Here is a 16,808-nt window from a genome sequence, read left to right as displayed (position 1 = left end):
ATTCCCTGTGGAGATTTAACTCATCGAAAACGATTAATTGTATTTTTATCTTGTGACGGTTCTGATGAATACATCGTTCATGGTAGGCAGTTCTTCATCGTAACTCACTACCTCATACCTGTCGAGAATTAATCTCACCAGTTCATTGCTGCTGATATCACCCTCTTTTTGGATACGCAGATCGATAAATTCATGGTAAGGCTGTTTCGACAACAGAGTAAAAGAAGGGTGTTCCAGATCGAATTCATTGCCCATCAGCCGGAACCGGAAGATATCGGGACGATGTTCCTTGCGGATACCAAACACTTTTCCCTGCAACACCACCTGCGACTTGTGGATAAGCGCGATATTATCACACAACTCCTCTACCGATTCCATATTGTGCGTAGAGAGGATGATGGTCTTTCCCTCATCCCTGAGTCGCAACATTTCCCTCTTTACTATATCCGCATTCACAGGATCGAAACCACTGAAAGGTTCGTCGAAAATCAACAGATCAGGATTGTGGATTACGGTGGAGATAAACTGCACTTTCTGCTGCATCCCCTTCGATAGCTCCTCAACCTTCCGGTTATACCAATCCATAATGTCGAACCGTTTAAACCATATCATCAATTCACGATGTGCATCTTTTTTAGATAATCCCCTCAGTTGCGCCAGATACATCGCCTGCTCCCCTACCTTCATCTTTTTGTACAAACCCCGTTCTTCGGGCAGATAACCGATCCTGTACACATCTTCGGCTTTTGAGGGACGGCCGTCGATCATCACTTCACCACTGTCAGGAGCAGTAATACGGGTAATGATGCGGATCAGCGTAGTCTTTCCTGCTCCGTTTGGCCCTAACAACCCAAAGACAGTACCATGGGGTACCTGAATACTCACTTTATCCAACGCCAGATGATTGGCATACTGTTTTACGACATTACTGGTTTCTAAATACATCTATTTTAATTTAATTACCAATTACTAATTACCAATTATCGCGTGAAACGAACTATCGCACAAAGTGCAACTATCAGTAAAGTTACTATCGCGCGAAGTGCACTATCAGCGAAGTGCACTATCAGCGAAGCTATATCGACGAAGCCACTATCAGCGGAGCCTATCATTAATATTTCAATATAATCCTTTCTCCCAACTCTTTCGAGAGAATTTTCTTTATCTCCTGTAACTGCTGGAGCCGGACAATAAGAGAAAGAGAATCATCCGTATTACTTTTTCGCATCTCCTCTTTTATCTCCTTGATCTGCTGCAGGACATAGGCATTTTTCAGTTCTGTCGTCGCGCGGGGTACATAGGAATTCAGCAGGTTTTCCTCCAACAATCGGGAATCTTTGTCATCGAGTTCTTCTCCCAGTATCTTCGCATGGATCTTACTCAGATGATAGCGGTCACTCATCAACTCCGATGCCAGTTTGCTGATAACCGGATCGACATGCGAGAGAAAATGACGGCCGGAATCGAAATCCGTATCCTCCATATACGCCACAGCCTCTTCAAAAATCCGTTTGTACAAGCCAGTAGTAAATGTGATGTTATCGCGCTCCAGGTCGAACTTTACAAATTCCGTTACTCCCGGCCCCTCTTCTACCAACACATCCTCCTCAATGACCTCTCTGCCCTGTTTCCGTTTCTGTTTTTCAAACTTCCGGTAAATAGGTCTGTTACCATAGCGGACTATATAACGTAGTATCTCCTTTTCATATTTTTCGTAAGGACTTTTTAAAGAAACCTTGCTTTTCGTCTCTTCTCCGGGTATTGGCATATCTTCCGGTTCACGCTCCGGCAGCAAAACGGGCTCTTTCTCTTTTTGTTCTTTTTTCCTTTCGTAATTGCGACGACGTATCTTATTGATCTCCGAGATCAGTACCCGCTCCTGCATATTCAACAGTTGGGAGCATTCCTGGATATAAACAGAACGGGTAATGGTATTAGGTATTAACGCGATACTCTCCACCACACTCGATATCAATCCTGATCGCTTGACAGGATCATCTCCCACCTCTTTCAGCAGCAGTTGTGTTTTAAACCGGATAAAATCGACCTCATTCTGCGTGATATATTGATGAAAACCTTCCGCATTTCGCTTTCTTGCAAACGAATCAGGATCCTCTCCTTCGGGAAGAAGTACTACTTTCACATTCATACCGTCTTCCAGCAGCAGGTCGATCCCTCTCAGCGCTGCTTTAATCCCCGCCGCATCGCCATCATAGAGGACAGTAATGTTCTCGGAGAAACGGTGTATCATACGGATCTGCCCGTAAGTAAGCGCCGTCCCGGAAGAGGCCACCACATTTTCAATTCCCGCCTGATGCATAGAGATCACATCAGTATATCCTTCCACCAGAAAACACTTGTCCTGTTTTACTATGGCATTCTTGGCGAAATAAATGCCATAGAGTTCCTTGCTTTTGGAATAGATCTCACTTTCGGGGGAGTTCACATACTTCCCCGTATTCTCTACCTTCTTGAGGATACGACCACCAAAAGCGACTACCTTCCCCGAAAGTGTATGGACAGGAAAAATCACCCTTCCACGGAAACGGTCGAAAAGCGGTTGATTGTCGTTACCGGTAGATAATCCTGTTTTCAGCAAGTAATCGCGTTTGTATCCGGCTTTCTGTGCCTCGACCGAGAAGGCATCGCGTTGCTCCAGGCTGTAACCAAGCTGGAACTTTTTCACGATATCGTCGCGGAATCCTCTTTCGCGGAAATAGGAAAGTCCGACGGCCTTCCCTTCGGGATGGGTATGCAGTATCTTTACAAAATAATCACGGGCATACTCATTGAGGATAAACATACTGTCCCGATCGCTCTGGGCCTGTTTCTCCTCATCGGTAAACTCCTTTTCCACCACCTCAATATTGTACTTGCGGGCAAGATACTTCAGTGCTTCGTAATAGGAAAGCTGCTCATGCTTCATCACGAAGTGGATAGGCGATCCCCCTTCACCACAGGCAAAGCATTTGCAGATATTTTTGGTGGGAGAGACATAGAATGAGGGAGTACGGTCGTCATGGAACGGGCACAAACCCACATAGTTCACTCCCCGGCGGCGGAGCGTGACAAAATCGGATACGACATCTACAATTTGTGCCGCATCCTGAATACGTCCTATAGTTATCTGGTCGATCATTTGGCAGTACGAAAATACTAATTTTTCCTGTAAAAGAATGCTAATTACAAAAATAAAGCCCTATATTTGTAGAGTATTTAGTCTAACTCAAATACTATTAAATATTACAAAGATGGATGCAATCGACTGGTCGAATTTATCATTCGGCTACATGAAAACCGACTACAACGTCCGCTGTTATTACCGCGACGGCAAATGGAGCGATCCCGAACTGGAAACATCGGAATATATCAACCTTCATATGGCAGCTACCTGTCTGCATTATGGACAGGAAGCCTTTGAAGGGCTAAAGGCTTTCCGCGGGAAAGACGGTAAAATCCGCATTTTCCGGATGAGAGAGAATGCACTGCGTTTGCAATCCTCCTGCCGCGGCATCATGATGGCGGAACTGCCGGTTGAACGCTTTGAAGAGATGGTACTGTTAGCCGTGAAGAAAAATGCACGTTTTGTACCGCCTTACGAGAGTGGAGCATCATTGTATATCCGTCCGCTGCTGATTGGTACCAGTGCCCAGGTGGGAGTAAAACCGGCCAAAGAATATACTTTCCTGATCTTTGTCACACCGGTAGGTCCTTACTTTAAAGAAGGTTTCAAACCTACTCCTATGGTAATCATGCGTGAATACGACCGGGCTGCTCCTCTCGGCACAGGGACTTACAAGGTGGGTGGAAATTATGCCGCCAGCCTGCGTTCGGGTGAGAAAGCACACGAAATGGGTTATTCCGCCGTGCTTTATCTCGATGCAAGGGAAAAGAAATATATCGATGAGTGTGGCCCGGCCAATTTCTTTGGGATCAGGGACAATACCTATATCACCCCGAAATCGGAATCCATTCTGCCTTCCATCACCAATAAGAGCCTGATGCAACTGGCTGAAGAGATAGGAATGGAAGTAGAGCGCCGCCCGGTTTTGGAAGAGGAACTTGCTACCTTCGAGGAAGCGGGTGCCTGCGGTACGGCTGCTGTGATCAGTCCCATTTTACGGATTGACGATTTGAGTGAAAACAGAAGTTACCATTTTTCCAAAGACGGCAAAGCAGGGCCGATCTGTGAAAAACTATACCATAAACTACGTGCCATTCAATATGGCGACGAGCCTGATAAGTACGGATGGGTAACAGTGGTGGAGTGATTTATTCACCACTCCATTCCTTATATGGATGCATGGACAGGAACGAGTTGTAATACCGCACATTTCCGGTTACCTCATCTCCCAGCCAGTCGGGGCGATCAAACGATTCTTCTTCATCTTCCAGTTCGATTTCAGCAATAACCAACCCATCGTTATCGCCGTAGAATTCATCTACTTCGAACAGATGTCCACCGTAATCAATTAAGTACCTGGTCTTTTCGATTACCGGATTTTCACATAACGCAAGCATTTCTCCGGCATCCTCCATAGGAATCTCATATTCCCATTCATGGCGTTTGATTTTGCCCTCCGCCAAAGCGCTCTTGATAGTGATAAATGCTTTTTCACCCTTGATCCGTACACGGATCACACTTATTCCGGAAAGGGAAAGATAACCCTGTTTGATAGAAAAACTTTTGGATGACTGTGATTTATAATCACCCCTGACAAGAAACTTGCGTTCAATTTCGTATCCCATATGCGTTAAATATATGATAGTTATAACAAAGAAAATGTGAAAGTGTTGAGTGTATGAGAATGCAAAAAAAATAACTATGCTTTTAAGATCCCGTAATCACTACGAAAAAATAAAAACATAGTTAAGATTTTGGTTGGATTAAAAAATCAATGCGCGTAATTCTATTTTTCAATGAATCCGGAACAAAAGTAGGGAATTATTCTCCATGGGTGATGACATTGGCAAAACGATTGAACTATTCGTGGAAAAATTCCACATTTGTGCCTTTATCACATTTTTTCATTCTCCGTGTACGTAGTGACGCCTTTTGAGGTGTCTTTATTTAAAACCCGTTGCATGCAACGTATCGAACCCGACATACAACAACTATTCACCCGCATAAAGGAAGATGATAAAGAGGCGTTCAATTGTTTATTCCGATTGAAATACGAGTCGCTCTTGTTTTTTGCGAAAAGTTTCCTGGGTGAAACGGGAAAAGCAGGTGAGGTGGTCTCCGACCTGTTCGTCTGGCTTTGGATGAACCGCGAACGCATTGGCGACATTGATACTCCCGAAATCTATCTTTTTAAAAGTGTGAAAAACCGTTGCCTGAACGCCCTAAGGGATTCAAGTAAGGTCGTGCCACTCGACGAACAACCGGTGACGGAACAATCATCGGCCGACAGTAATCCTCTTTCAAGAATGGAACACAAGGAACTGTCGGCAAGGCTGCATGCTCTTATCGAAAGCCTGCCCGACCAGCAAAAACAGGTTTTCAAAATGATAAAGGAAAACGGTCTCTCTGCCCGACAGACAGCCGAAATCCTTCAACTTTCACAACGCACCGTCGAAACTCATCTCTATAAAGCCGTGAAAAAACTCGAAGAGGAAATCACACTCTACCTGGGCTATTCTCCCCGCAAAAAGCAAATAAAAAAGATGATGGCGGTGCTGTGGTAAATTTTTTTCTTTCCGCTACGTATTTTTTGTCGTTGCTGTGTCCTATTATAAACGACAAACTTTACAGCAATGACAAAAGAAACATTTGTCGCTTTATTATCCAAAGAGATAGGCGGCAATATATCGGAAAAAGAGCGGGTGGATCTACGGAAAACGTTGACAGAAAACCGCCAACTGAAGGAAATCTATGATGAAATCTATGGATTCATGCAGGATAGAGAAGCTCTGTCCGATGTAGATATTGATGCCAGACTGGATGAAGTATGGGATAAGATCGCCGGAATGCCTGAAACCGGTTACCATATATCGGAGCCACGTAAACGTATAATGCCGTCTGCCATTGTTTGGCATCCGCAAAAGCCGTTACAGTCAAGTAAACATATAATCCCCGTATGGGCCCGGATTGCCGCAGCGATAGCTATCCTGATCGGATTAAGCTGGCTGGCTTACTATTATCCTTTACCCGGGGAGGAGCTCTATAGCCAGATGATGGAGTCGGGCGATGAGAACCTGTACGCCGTCCTTGATGACGGTACGCAGGTATGGCTTAACAAACACTCCCGGATCACCTATAATGAGCGATTCGGCGAGAAGGATCGTAAAATACACCTCACTGGTAAAGCGTTCTTCGATGTGACACATCGCCCCGGAGTACCCCTCACCGTAACCGTACGCGACATAGATGTGACGGTAAAAGGAACCGCCTTTAATGTGGATGCCGCCTCGCCGGACATTGAAGTGGCGCTGATACGCGGATTGGTAGCGGTGAAAGACAACCGGAAAAAAAATACCAAAGAGATATTGTTACAACCCAACCAAAAAATCGTGGTGCGTGACGGTCATATCGTCGCGGGTGACAGTAATTATGTTATCCGTGATTTGGTACAGGAAAACGATACGATCATTCCCGAAACACAATGGCTGAAAGGCTCACTGGTTTTCCAGAAACAGCGGTTTTCCGATTTAGCAAAACTAATGGAAAAACGTTATCGGGTAACCATAAAAATAAAGAATGCCGCATTGGCAGAACAGCGTTTCACAGGCAGTATCAAGAGTGAAACACTACAACAGATGCTCGACGCCCTGAAACAATCCTACCCGTTCACCTACGAAATAGACGGTAAAGAGGTTATTATCCACTGAGTCATTATCGGCTAAATAAAAAATATCATCGCTATAAAACCTGTAAGAAAACCTAAAACAGTACACGCATGCAACATACCAACACACAATATTTGAGAACAATTCTACTTTTAATTACTCTACTTTTTTTTCTGACTGCCGGTTTGCAATCACAAACCGTTCCCGTCAGTATTTCAGCAACGAACGCGTCCGTGAAGGACGTGTTCGCTGAAGTGCAACAGAAAAGCGGTTACCGCATCCTATATAACGATGAAATTGTACCCGACGACCTGCGTGTTTCCATCCACGCCAAAAGCAAGCCGGTAAAAGAGATACTCGATACTCTGTTACAAAATACAGGATTGACTTTTGTGATGCCATCAGACGAATTGATCATCATCACAAAATCAGAATATGTACAGGATGAACAGGAGATATTCGGCACAGTTACCGATGAAAATGATGAACCGGTACCATATGCGAATGTTGTGCTGTATCTTTCAAACGATACAACCCAATTCGGGTATGGCATCGTAACCGATTACGACGGGTATTATAAGCTGTCCGGAGTGAAACCGGGCGATTACCGGCTGCGGATCTCTTTTATGGGTTACAAAACGGCCTACACCGATCTATCCATTCCGGCAGACAGCCGTGAACCGGTCATCTGCAATTGTATACTGGAAAAAGATATCACCCTGTTACAGGAACTGGTGGTGGAGGCCGATCATCCCGTGATGAAAGTCGATCGGGAGAAAATTATTTATCATATCCCTGCACTACTGATGAACAACCCGGTAACAAATGCCTATGAGGCGATTAAGGAAATTCCAGGAGTGATGGAGCAGGATGGACTCCTGTCTCTCATCGGCACAAGCGGAATGACTATTCTTCTGAACGGACAAAAAAGCTCCATGCCCTATGAACAACTAATGGAAACGTTACGTGGCATACCGGTATCGCGCGTGGAAAACATCGAGGTGATGTACAGCGCGCCGCCGCAATACAATGTACGTGGTGCGGTTATTAACGTGGTACTGAAACAAGCTTCGGACGATAACACGGAACAGGATATATGGCAAGGTGAAGCGGCAACCGAATACAGACAACGGTACTATGCCGACGGTAACGCACGGGTTAATCTGCTCTACTTAGGAAAACATACTTCGGTAGATGCATCCTATTCTTACAGGAACGGTAAAAGATTCAATTCAGAAGACCTGACGGCAGCACATACCTTACAGGGCACTGTGTACGATATTTTACAACGAAGTGAGGGAAGGTCAAACGGCAGAAATCATAACACCCGCCTGGCTCTGCAACACACATTGGAAAATAAGGACAAAGTGGATATTGCCTACACCGGTATTTTTGATAATGGAAAGTCTGACCGTATTGCGTCTACCGATATTTCGGGGATAATAACCGATACGAAGATCGGGGCTGATGGCCCTTCTTCCACCCACAATATAAAAGCTGATTATACCGCTCATTTCGAGTTGAACGCCGGTGCAGACTATACCTCCTTTAGTGATAAATCAGACCATTTCCTGCAAAACAGATTAAGGAACCCTTCCTCACCGACTGAAGAACTTATCTACCAATCACGGCAGAAAATCGACCGTATTATGTTTTATGCCAACCGGTCGCATTCACTAAAAAACAGTTGGGGTATAGATTATGGGCTGCATTATTCGGGAGTACGCGTCAAAAATCGATCCGACGCATTGAAAGACGGTGTTGAATATGACGAAGCTACCTTCGATACCCGGCAGCAAGAGCATATCTGGAATATCTTTGCCGGCTTTTCCAAAACATTCACCGACAAATTATCAGCCCAGGCATCTATCGCAGCAGAGTATTATAATGCCAAAGAGATATCCAAAGGGACCCAAAAAGAGCTTTGGAACGATGTAGCGTGGTTTCCCACTGTAAACATAAGTTACCGCCCTGCACAATTGCATATTTTCCAGTTCTCCGTTTCTTCCGATAAGCAATATCCCTCTTACTGGAACATGAGCCCGAATATATTTTATTTCAGCGCCTATGGGGTAACGTACGGAAATCCCTATTTGCGTCCGCAGAGAAATTACAGCGTGGGATTAACTTATATCTTCCGGCAGAAATATGTTATCCGTCCCTATATGAACTACATTCCCGGCTATTTTGCGCAATTACCCTATCAGTCGCCCCACGAACTACGGCAGGAGTTTGTGGAACAGAACTATACCTATCGCCGAAATATCGGCTTAATGGGTGTAATCCCGTTCAACATAGGCAAGCGCATTTCATCGAGGTTTATTGCCAACGGAATGTACTGGCGCGAGAAAGACGATGAATTTTTTGATATTCCGTTCGACAGGCGGGCCGTTGTCGGGATATTCCAGATGAACCACGATATTTCCCTTGCTTCGAAACCCGACCTGAAGATGAATATTTCGGGGTACGTCTCCACTCCGGGCGCCATACAGGGCATTTACGACCTGGGCGCTTCGGGCAATCTCTCAGGAGCATTGACATGGACGTTCCAAAAGGACCGTGCCAGATTGATCCTGAAAGCCGATGACATTTTTAATACAAGGCTCCCCGCGGCATCCATCGATTACAAAGGGCAAAAAAGCAACCTGAAAGTATTTCAGGACACCCGGTTAGTTTCCTTCTCTTTCGTTTACCGTTTCGGCGGGTACAAGGAACCCGAACGCAAGGAGGTAGATACCTCCCGGTTCGGGGGACTTTAGCTTTCGTCTTTATTTTTTCAGATACCCATAAATTTAAATGCGGGTGCGGGTTTAAAAGAACTGTTTGCCTCTCCGCTGTATGTCTCAAAATTATCCAGATTCAGTTTCATCACTTTACCCTTTTCGCTCAGATCGAAATCTTTCAGGTTTACCCAAAATGTATTGGGAGTAAGTGCAGTCTCGAAGAAATAGACTAAATTCTTCTGATCCGATACAGACCGCCAACGGGTAGATGAAATGTTCGGTTCTGTTTCGGAAGAAATACCAAACGGAACAGAGCAGTTTCGAATGACGCTAAAGACACTGGCTACAGAAGTGCGGATATCATTGGTCTGAGGAATAGCATGAATGTAATAAGAGGCACGGACAAAACGGTCGGCAGCCCGGTTAGTCCCCGGAAGCATCATCGTCCCGGGTATTCCTTTCCAGTATTCATTCAATGCCAGTTGTTGATCAAAAACAGGAGAGTTGGTCATAACCACATAAGAAGGATCATGATGAATTACCAACTTTCCGTTGATATATTCAAAAATTGCGTTGTCGCCATGCGCATCGGATATTGATAAATGCAAGGTCGTAAATTTATCAGTGCCGGGTATGTAATCACTCACCAGGACGAACGGTTCATCTTTCAACCGGTTAACAGCTTCCTCTACCGTGGCAAAATTATCCAACACATACTGAGCCCATAGAGAGATCGCCACCCCTTGTTTTGTACCGTTAGGATCGAATTTGGGATATTCCGACTCAACAAGCCATAATACATTGGTTACCAATCCTTTTTCGTTCATGCCGTCAGCCGTGGCAATATCCCATGCACTCGTAATAATGCTCCCATACTTCGATGTCCATTTTACAGAAAGTGGTCCTACCTCTCCGTTGCGTTGCATTCCTTTGGGGAATACCCATAAATTAGCGTCTATCTCAGTCTTCCAGTCCATTGAGCGGGCCGTTATCACAGTATTCTCCGGCCCTTTATATACAACCCGTGTGCAGGCGTAAGCGGACGGATCAAGTATTGAACTTACCAAAGTCAGAAAAACAACCAAACTAATGATCTTCATAATAATACATCTTTATTTAAGTTAATATGCAATTAGATTCTTTAACACTGTAAACATTCTGAATTTGATTTTGTTCATCAAAAAAACTAATCCATTTCAATATCCCATATCCCGCAGGCGCGCTCCAACTCAACCAGGGCGGCAGCGCATGCAAAAAGGGTTTCGTTATAGCTTACCTGCACCTCATTATGCGTACGTTGCGCATTCAGTACTTCAAGGATACTGGTTTCACCGCGTTCATAACTGTATCTTTTTTTCTGAAAGATCGTCTCCGCCTCTTGTAACAGTCCTGTGTTAAATTGCTCTACCTGCTTGCAGGCGGTCATATACTGATGGTAAGCCTGTACTACCTCCGCGCTGATCTGCTGCTGAACAGCTTCATACTGCTTTACCTGCTGCTCTGCGGCAAACCGGGCAGCACTCAATTCACCCTTGTTTGTATTGGAGAATTTCAAGGGGATACTGACCCCGGCCATGATACCCTTAAACGCAGGTGCCGGTGCTATCTCATTCCGTACTATCGAAGAATAAGTGCCCCCTATACTGATGCCAAGATCGATAGCCCGGTTTGCTCTGGCCAGTCGCAGGTTGTTTTGTGAGACTTCATTGCTTTTCAGGGCAGCCTGCAAATCGGCACGGTTATTTTGTGCTTCCGTGACCAGTGTCGATAGATCGAAATAGCGTTGGTAATAAGCAAGATCGCCTCCAATAGAGTCGGGCAATTCCATACTTGGGCTTCCTTGCAATAGCGCTAATTGGATCAGAGCATCGTGCAATTCACCTTCGCTCTCATACAGATGGTTCAGCATCGTGGAGGCTTCGAGTTTCGACTGGAGCGCATCGACTTCAGTGATATCACCCAGCCGGAAACGTATGCTGTCCGCTTGTGCAAGGCGTGTCATCTGGTGATAGGACGATCTCTGTATCTCCAGCAGCGCCTTTTGTTTCAGCACTTCGAGGTATGCGATGGTCGCATCTGCCCGTAAGTTGCGGAAATAATCTTCCAGCAGCGCTTCGGTCATCTCTTTTTCGCTTTGTGCCAACCGCATACGGGCTTTCCGTTTACCGCCCAGTTCGAGTGTGTAACTCAATTCAGCATCGACACCATATCCCATTTGCAAATCCCAGTTCTGATTATTTGCATAGCTGACCGACAACTCCGGGTCGGGAAAGACTTTCGATGCTTTTACCGCCGCATCGGCAATATCCACATTGTACTTCTCAGCCAGATAACTGACATTGGAATTTTTGACATTCTCCAGGTATTCACTGAATGTCAAAATCCGTTTTTCCTGTGCGTATGTTTCCTGTGCGAGTGCTGCGACAGCCATCAGGCACAGCACGCCCAACAGGAGAGGTCTCAAAAAATTTATTTTGTTTGTCATTGGGCAATCGTTTGAGTTGATTTTCCTTTTTCCATGATGTAATAGAGCGCCGGCAATATATAGAGGGTAAGGATCGTACCGAACAGCAGCCCGTACACAATTACGGTCGCCAGCGGACGCTGCACATCAGAACCGATACCGGTCGATAACGAGGCAGGTAATAGTCCCAGCACTGCCACAGTTGCGGTCATCAGTACCGGCCGTAGCCTGTGTGATGAACCTGAAATGACGGCTTCTTTCAGTTCGACCCCTCTTTTCCGCATTATATTGATATGTGAGATCATGATAACGCCGTTCTGGATAAAGACCCCGAACAAAGCGATAAATCCGACAGCCGACGATACATTAAAGCTCATCCCGCGGACTACCAGCGCAAGCATCCCCCCGAAAACCGCAAGCGGCAGCATCCCGATAAGTAGTCCTGCCTGGCGGAATTTCCCAAAAGCAAAGAACAGCAGGAGGAACATCACCGCCAAAGTGATAGGCATGATGACGGCAAGGCGTCCGAACGCCCGGTGCTGGTTTTCCAACTGTCCCGCCCAGTGGAACTGAAACTGGGAATGGTCGTATTGCACCTCTTTTTCGATTGTCGATTGCGCCTCCTTGACGAAGGAGGTCAAATCCCTACCCCGCAGGTTCATACGTACAGTCGTAAAGCGCTGATTCATCTCACGGGAGATCATACTGGGACCTGTGGTCGTCTTTACCTCTGCCACGGTGGAGAGCGGTACCCTTGCACCGGATGCAGACGTAAGCATCAACGCCCCGATCTTTTCCGGCGTGTCGCGCGACTCTTCATTATAACGACAGATCACATCATATACCCGGCTATCGATAAATACCTGTGAAATAGCTTTTCCTCCGATAGCCACTTCTATCAATTCAGCCACATCGGAGACATTTAATCCGTATTGGGCAATCTTATCACGGTCGGCGACGATCTGTAATTGCGGCAGGAAAGGTTCTTCCATAATGCCCACATCAGCCACGCCATCTACCCCCTCGATAACAGTCTTTACATGCTCGGCAATACGACGGCTTTCGGTCAGGTCTTCACCATAGATCTTGATCGCCAGGTCGCTATGCGCACCTGCAATCTGATCCATCACCATGTCGATAATCGGCTGTGAAAAACCTACGCTATAGCCCGGCATCGTGGCAATCACCTCAGCCATATCATCGATCAGATCCGATTTCTGACGCCCACCTTTCCATGTTTTATAGGGTTTCAGCCCGATCATCACTTCAATATGCGAAAAGGAGAACGGGCAAACCCCTTCATCGTCCCGCCCCGTCTGTGTCATCACATAGGTAACCTCATCAAAATGTTTGAGTTTATTCCTGAGCACGGTAGCCATTTCGGAGGATTTCTCGAGCGACATACCGGGAGGCAGTTGCACCTGTATCCAGATACTTCCTTCGTCAAGGGCGGGCATAAAGTCTTTCCCCACATAGACAGAAAGCCCGGTGACGGCGATCAATACACCGGCAATGGGTACGATCAGTTTTTTCGGGGCAGCGATGATCTTTGTTGTCTGTCTTTTGTATGTCTCTGTCAGCCGTTCGAGCCAGCGGTTATGGTATACCATCTGCGGTTTTCTGTAGACCGCAAACGCCAGTCCCGGGATCAGGATCATCGCAGATGCAAGTGCACCTAACAGGGCAAAACACAACGTGAATGCCATGGGTGTGAAAAGTTTCCGTTCCACACGGTCGAATGCGAACAGCGGCAGATAGGCCACAATGATGATCAGCGTAGCGAACAGTATCGGCTTTGCCACTTCGGCAGCCCGTTTTGCGATGCTCGATTCCTCCAGATGTATATTGGGATTATCTTCCCGCTTCTTGAGAATAGTCTCCATCATGACAATGGTACCGTCTACTATAATACCAAAGTCAATAGCTCCCAGAGAGAGCAGATTGGCCGGAATATCGGTCAGCCACATCAGGATAAAAGCGATCAGCAGCGAGACAGGAATGGTGATGGTAGCAAGTAATGCCCCTTTAGGGCTTCCGAGGAAGATGATCAACACCCCTATAACCAGTAATATACCGAATGAAAGGGTATGTGAAATAGTGTGCAAGGTAGCATCCACGAGCTCGGTACGGTCATAAAAGATATGGATCTTCACATCTTTGGGCAGGATGTTGTCGTTGAGGTCATCCACCGCACGCTGTATCTCTTCCAGTACCCACGAAGGGTTCTGGTACCGCAGTAGTTGCACCATTCCCTGCACCCCGTCTTCGTAGTCTATCTCCTGATCGACATATCCCATGATACCTTTGCGTTCGAGGTTCCCGTATTTCAGTTCACCCAGGTCTTTTAAATAGACAGGGGCTCCGGAAACGGTTTTCACGACGATATTGCCCATATCCTGCAGGTCCTGCACAAGCCCTACCCCGCGCACGACGTAGCTCAAATCCCCACGGCTGAAGGTACTTCCTCCGGCATTTGAGTTGTTACGTTCTATCGACTCGGTCACTTCGCTGAGCGAAAGATTGTATTTCGTCAGCATATTAGGGTCTATCTCTATCTGGAATTGCGTAGTGATACCACCGAAATTGGAAACATCAGCAATCCCGTGTATCTGCCTCAGGCGGGGAATGATAACCCAATGGTTGAGTTCGGTCAGTTCCCGCAGGCTTTTGTTCCCTTTTACGACATACCGGTATATTTCTCCGGTAGGTGAGGTCAGAGGGTCGAGCCCCGGCTGTGCATCGAAAGGCAGATCAATATCGTTAATCCGCTCCAGTACCCTTTGTCGCGCCCAGTAATCATCTGTCCCGTCTTCAAAGACAAGCGTGATCTTAGAAAGGCCAAAGAAGTTCTTGCTCCGCATGATCTTCAGGCGGGGGATACCGTTGAGTTCCCGCTCGAGGGGAATGGTGATCTGCTGTTCTATCTCCGTAACGGCAAGTCCCGGCACTTGTGTGGCAACGCCGACCGACACGTCGGCAATATCGGGATAGGCATCTATGGCAAGCTGCCGCCAGGCGTAAATACCGATAGCCGACAAGATAATAAATATCGTCAGCATCAACCAGCGGCGCTGAATCAGGGTATTCATTAATTTTTCCATCGATTTACATATTTAGAAAAATTCCACCCTTTACAACTACATTTTCACCCTCGTCAATCCCGCTCAGGATAAGCACTTCTTCCATACTGACCGTTTCGGTTTGTACCTTACGGCGAAGGTATTTGCCTTTCGACGCCTCGATCAGGACATAATCATTCTCCTGTTCCTGCATGATGGCGGTAGCAGGTAAGACAATGGCTTTTGTCGGAGAGTTCAGGAAGTGCACCTTGCAGAACATGCCCGGTTTCAGTTGCCTGTCCGTATTATCACAGGCAATGATCACGTCCAGTGAACGGGTTTCCACATCCAACATCTCGCCCACATGGTAAATAGTCCCCGGGATGGCTTTATCGGGATGTGTGTCGGTAAATACCTCTACCTGTTCGCCTTTTTTGATCGTTCCGAAATTTCTTTCCTTCACCAGTGCAGTAACCCACACCGTCGTCAAGTCGGCTATCACAGCCAGCGGCTCCGTATCTTCTCTTACATAACTCCCGATGGTGATATCATATTTCACCACTTCGCCGGCGATGGGCGATACCACCTTCAAGGCCTGTCCCATTTGAAGTGAATTGACATCGATATTAAAAATCTGCATGGTCGCCTTTGCCTGCTCCCATTCCCTGGCAGCAATATTTGCTTCGTTCCGGGCCTGCTCCAACTCTTTTTTCGAAGCTACACCGTTAGCTTCCAACTCCTTTTGGCGATTGTAGCTGGTTTGGGCCAGTTCATTGGCCGACTGTGCGGCAAAGTAAGCTTTCGCAGCTTCAAAGAACTCGGATGAACTCAGTTCGAAAACCGGTGAACCGGCACTCACCTTTTTCCCAAGTTCCACAAATGTTTTTGTAATACGTCCGGAGAACGGAGGAGCGATCTCAGCATATTTACCTGACACAGGACGAATGGTTCCGACCGTTCTGAATCCGGCCGAAAAATCCCGTGACTGCACTTTCCCGATCACTATCTGTCCCAAAATGGGTGAATTTTCTTTTACGATGATGGTATCGCCTCTATATTGAACTTCAGCACTTTCTTGTGCCGTATTGTTTTGTTTGCAGGAAGCCAGTAAAATCAACAGGCCCGCCAGCATAAATAATTTATTCATATGGTATAATGATTTTAATAAAATGATGGAATCCCTCCGTTTATCAACGATGGAGTTGGCTAATTGTAGATGCACTGCATCCTTCGGATGGAAAACAGAGAAACTGCCCACTAATACCAATAGAAAGTCAGCGCTAAATGGTAAAAATAAATTTGATTTAGAATAAGGTTGGGGGATCCCGCAAAGAGATACAAGCTGCAGGTTTGGAATAAATCTTTTCCTTAAGGAATGGCAGGATAAATACCTGCAATAATATCAGGACTCCCGGAATCACTGCGGACAAATCTGCGGCAAGTGTTTCAAAAGCAGACAACGATGAGATCAGTTTTAACTCACTGTCAGTGTGCGTCCCCGTCTGGGTATGGGCTTTATTGTGAAGGTGCGAATGGACAACAGTAGTACCGTTGATGATATGGCTATGGGAAAAGAAACAGATATCCACATAGTAAAATGTGAAAACCACAAATAGAATAGAGGCGATTAACCGTTTACTTTTCCAAAGCATTCTAAAATTTTTGATTTGCAAACGTAAGGTTTTTTATGAATATGAAACGAGCTTGATAATAATTATCACACAAAAACATGATTAAAAGCGAGTTCCATATGATACCTTTGAAAATAAAAGT

Annotated in this window: 13 protein-coding genes; 5 read left to right on the top strand and 8 right to left on the bottom strand. The window is 46.0% G+C overall.

Translation table 11 applies throughout. The annotated features are described in order from the left end of the window. Positions 1 to 45: 45 nt before the first annotated feature. On the bottom strand, positions 46 to 945 hold the full coding sequence (locus F597_RS0102965; protein ID WP_019538222.1) for an ABC transporter ATP-binding protein: 900 nt from the start codon (positions 943 to 945) through the stop codon (positions 46 to 48). Positions 946 to 1,111: 166 nt separating this feature from the next. Next, positions 1,112 to 3,139, bottom strand: coding sequence for a DNA primase (gene dnaG, locus F597_RS0102960; protein WP_019538221.1), 2,028 nt, complete (start codon positions 3,137 to 3,139; stop codon positions 1,112 to 1,114). Positions 3,140 to 3,251: 112 nt separating this feature from the next. Here dnaG and F597_RS0102955 point away from each other — a divergent pair, with 112 nt between their 5' ends. Next, on the top strand, positions 3,252 to 4,271 hold the full coding sequence (locus F597_RS0102955; RefSeq protein ID WP_019538220.1) for a branched-chain amino acid aminotransferase: 1,020 nt from the start codon (positions 3,252 to 3,254) through the stop codon (positions 4,269 to 4,271). Between the two features lies 1 nt (position 4,272). On the opposite strand, the gene F597_RS0102950 is transcribed toward F597_RS0102955, so the two are convergent. Then, positions 4,273 to 4,749 carry a CYTH domain-containing protein gene (locus tag F597_RS0102950; RefSeq protein ID WP_019538219.1) on the bottom strand — a complete coding sequence of 159 codons (477 nt, stop codon included), beginning with the start codon at positions 4,747 to 4,749 and terminating at the stop codon, positions 4,273 to 4,275. A gap of 149 nt (positions 4,750 to 4,898) precedes the next feature. Here F597_RS0102950 and F597_RS22275 point away from each other — a divergent pair, with 149 nt between their 5' ends. The 4 genes from F597_RS22275 to F597_RS0102935 all read left to right on the top strand — a co-directional run bounded on the left by F597_RS22275 (position 4,899) and on the right by F597_RS0102935 (position 9,548). Next, on the top strand, positions 4,899 to 5,060 hold the full coding sequence (locus tag F597_RS22275) for a hypothetical protein (RefSeq protein ID WP_157278928.1): 162 nt from the start codon (positions 4,899 to 4,901) through the stop codon (positions 5,058 to 5,060). 25 nt (positions 5,061 to 5,085) lie between these two features. After that, a complete protein-coding gene (locus F597_RS0102945; RefSeq protein ID WP_026327059.1) occupies positions 5,086 to 5,688 on the top strand; it encodes an RNA polymerase sigma-70 factor in 603 nt (200 codons plus the stop codon). Positions 5,689 to 5,757: 69 nt separating this feature from the next. Continuing rightward, positions 5,758 to 6,831 carry a FecR family protein gene (locus F597_RS0102940; RefSeq protein ID WP_019538217.1) on the top strand — a complete coding sequence of 358 codons (1,074 nt, stop codon included), beginning with the start codon at positions 5,758 to 5,760 and terminating at the stop codon, positions 6,829 to 6,831. Positions 6,832 to 6,899: 68 nt separating this feature from the next. Then, entirely contained in the window at positions 6,900 to 9,548 is a 2,649-nt protein-coding gene (locus tag F597_RS0102935) for an outer membrane beta-barrel protein (RefSeq protein WP_019538216.1), read from the top strand. Positions 9,549 to 9,565: 17 nt separating this feature from the next. Here F597_RS0102935 and F597_RS0102930 read toward each other — a convergent pair whose 3' ends face one another. The 5 genes from F597_RS0102930 to F597_RS21470 all read right to left on the bottom strand — a co-directional run bounded on the left by F597_RS0102930 (position 9,566) and on the right by F597_RS21470 (position 16,687). Next, entirely contained in the window at positions 9,566 to 10,612 is a 1,047-nt protein-coding gene (locus F597_RS0102930; RefSeq protein ID WP_019538215.1) for a linear amide C-N hydrolase, read from the bottom strand. Between the two features lie 86 nt (positions 10,613 to 10,698). Next, positions 10,699 to 11,997, bottom strand: coding sequence for a TolC family protein (locus tag F597_RS0102925; RefSeq protein WP_019538214.1), 1,299 nt, complete (start codon positions 11,995 to 11,997; stop codon positions 10,699 to 10,701). Next, positions 11,994 to 15,077 carry an efflux RND transporter permease subunit gene (locus F597_RS0102920; protein ID WP_026327057.1) on the bottom strand — a complete coding sequence of 1,028 codons (3,084 nt, stop codon included), beginning with the start codon at positions 15,075 to 15,077 and terminating at the stop codon, positions 11,994 to 11,996. Before F597_RS0102920 ends, F597_RS0102925 begins: the two co-directional genes overlap by 4 nt. 4 nt (positions 15,078 to 15,081) lie before the next feature. After that, on the bottom strand, positions 15,082 to 16,182 hold the full coding sequence (locus tag F597_RS0102915; protein WP_026327056.1) for an efflux RND transporter periplasmic adaptor subunit: 1,101 nt from the start codon (positions 16,180 to 16,182) through the stop codon (positions 15,082 to 15,084). A gap of 157 nt (positions 16,183 to 16,339) precedes the next feature. Further along, positions 16,340 to 16,687 (bottom strand): hypothetical protein, encoded by a 348-nt coding sequence (locus F597_RS21470; RefSeq protein ID WP_019538211.1) that lies wholly within the window; start codon positions 16,685 to 16,687, stop codon positions 16,340 to 16,342. Between the last annotated feature and the right edge of the window lie 121 nt (positions 16,688 to 16,808).

The organism is Proteiniphilum acetatigenes DSM 18083 (assembly GCF_000380985.1).
GTDB lineage: Bacteria > Bacteroidota > Bacteroidia > Bacteroidales > Dysgonomonadaceae > Proteiniphilum > Proteiniphilum acetatigenes.
Note: the sequence above shows the minus strand (reverse complement) of the source record. Positions and strands in the feature narration are given on the sequence as shown.

Bases quoted from the DNA above. Each gene is read 5' to 3' on its own strand.
- F597_RS0102965 (WP_019538222.1), bottom strand. From the start codon at position 945: ATGTATTTAGAAACCAGTAATGTCGTAAAACAGTATGCCAATCATCTG.
- dnaG (WP_019538221.1), bottom strand. From the start codon at position 3,139: ATGATCGACCAGATAACTATAGGACGTATTCAGGATGCGGCACAAATT.
- F597_RS0102955 (WP_019538220.1), top strand. From the start codon at position 3,252: ATGGATGCAATCGACTGGTCGAATTTATCATTCGGCTACATGAAAACC.
- F597_RS0102950 (WP_019538219.1), bottom strand. From the start codon at position 4,749: ATGGGATACGAAATTGAACGCAAGTTTCTTGTCAGGGGTGATTATAAA.
- F597_RS22275 (WP_157278928.1), top strand. From the start codon at position 4,899: ATGCGCGTAATTCTATTTTTCAATGAATCCGGAACAAAAGTAGGGAAT.
- F597_RS0102945 (WP_026327059.1), top strand. From the start codon at position 5,086: ATGCAACGTATCGAACCCGACATACAACAACTATTCACCCGCATAAAG.
- F597_RS0102940 (WP_019538217.1), top strand. From the start codon at position 5,758: ATGACAAAAGAAACATTTGTCGCTTTATTATCCAAAGAGATAGGCGGC.
- F597_RS0102935 (WP_019538216.1), top strand. From the start codon at position 6,900: ATGCAACATACCAACACACAATATTTGAGAACAATTCTACTTTTAATT.
- F597_RS0102930 (WP_019538215.1), bottom strand. From the start codon at position 10,612: ATGAAGATCATTAGTTTGGTTGTTTTTCTGACTTTGGTAAGTTCAATA.
- F597_RS0102925 (WP_019538214.1), bottom strand. From the start codon at position 11,997: ATGACAAACAAAATAAATTTTTTGAGACCTCTCCTGTTGGGCGTGCTG.
- F597_RS0102920 (WP_026327057.1), bottom strand. From the start codon at position 15,077: ATGGAAAAATTAATGAATACCCTGATTCAGCGCCGCTGGTTGATGCTG.
- F597_RS0102915 (WP_026327056.1), bottom strand. From the start codon at position 16,182: ATGAATAAATTATTTATGCTGGCGGGCCTGTTGATTTTACTGGCTTCC.
- F597_RS21470 (WP_019538211.1), bottom strand. From the start codon at position 16,687: ATGCTTTGGAAAAGTAAACGGTTAATCGCCTCTATTCTATTTGTGGTT.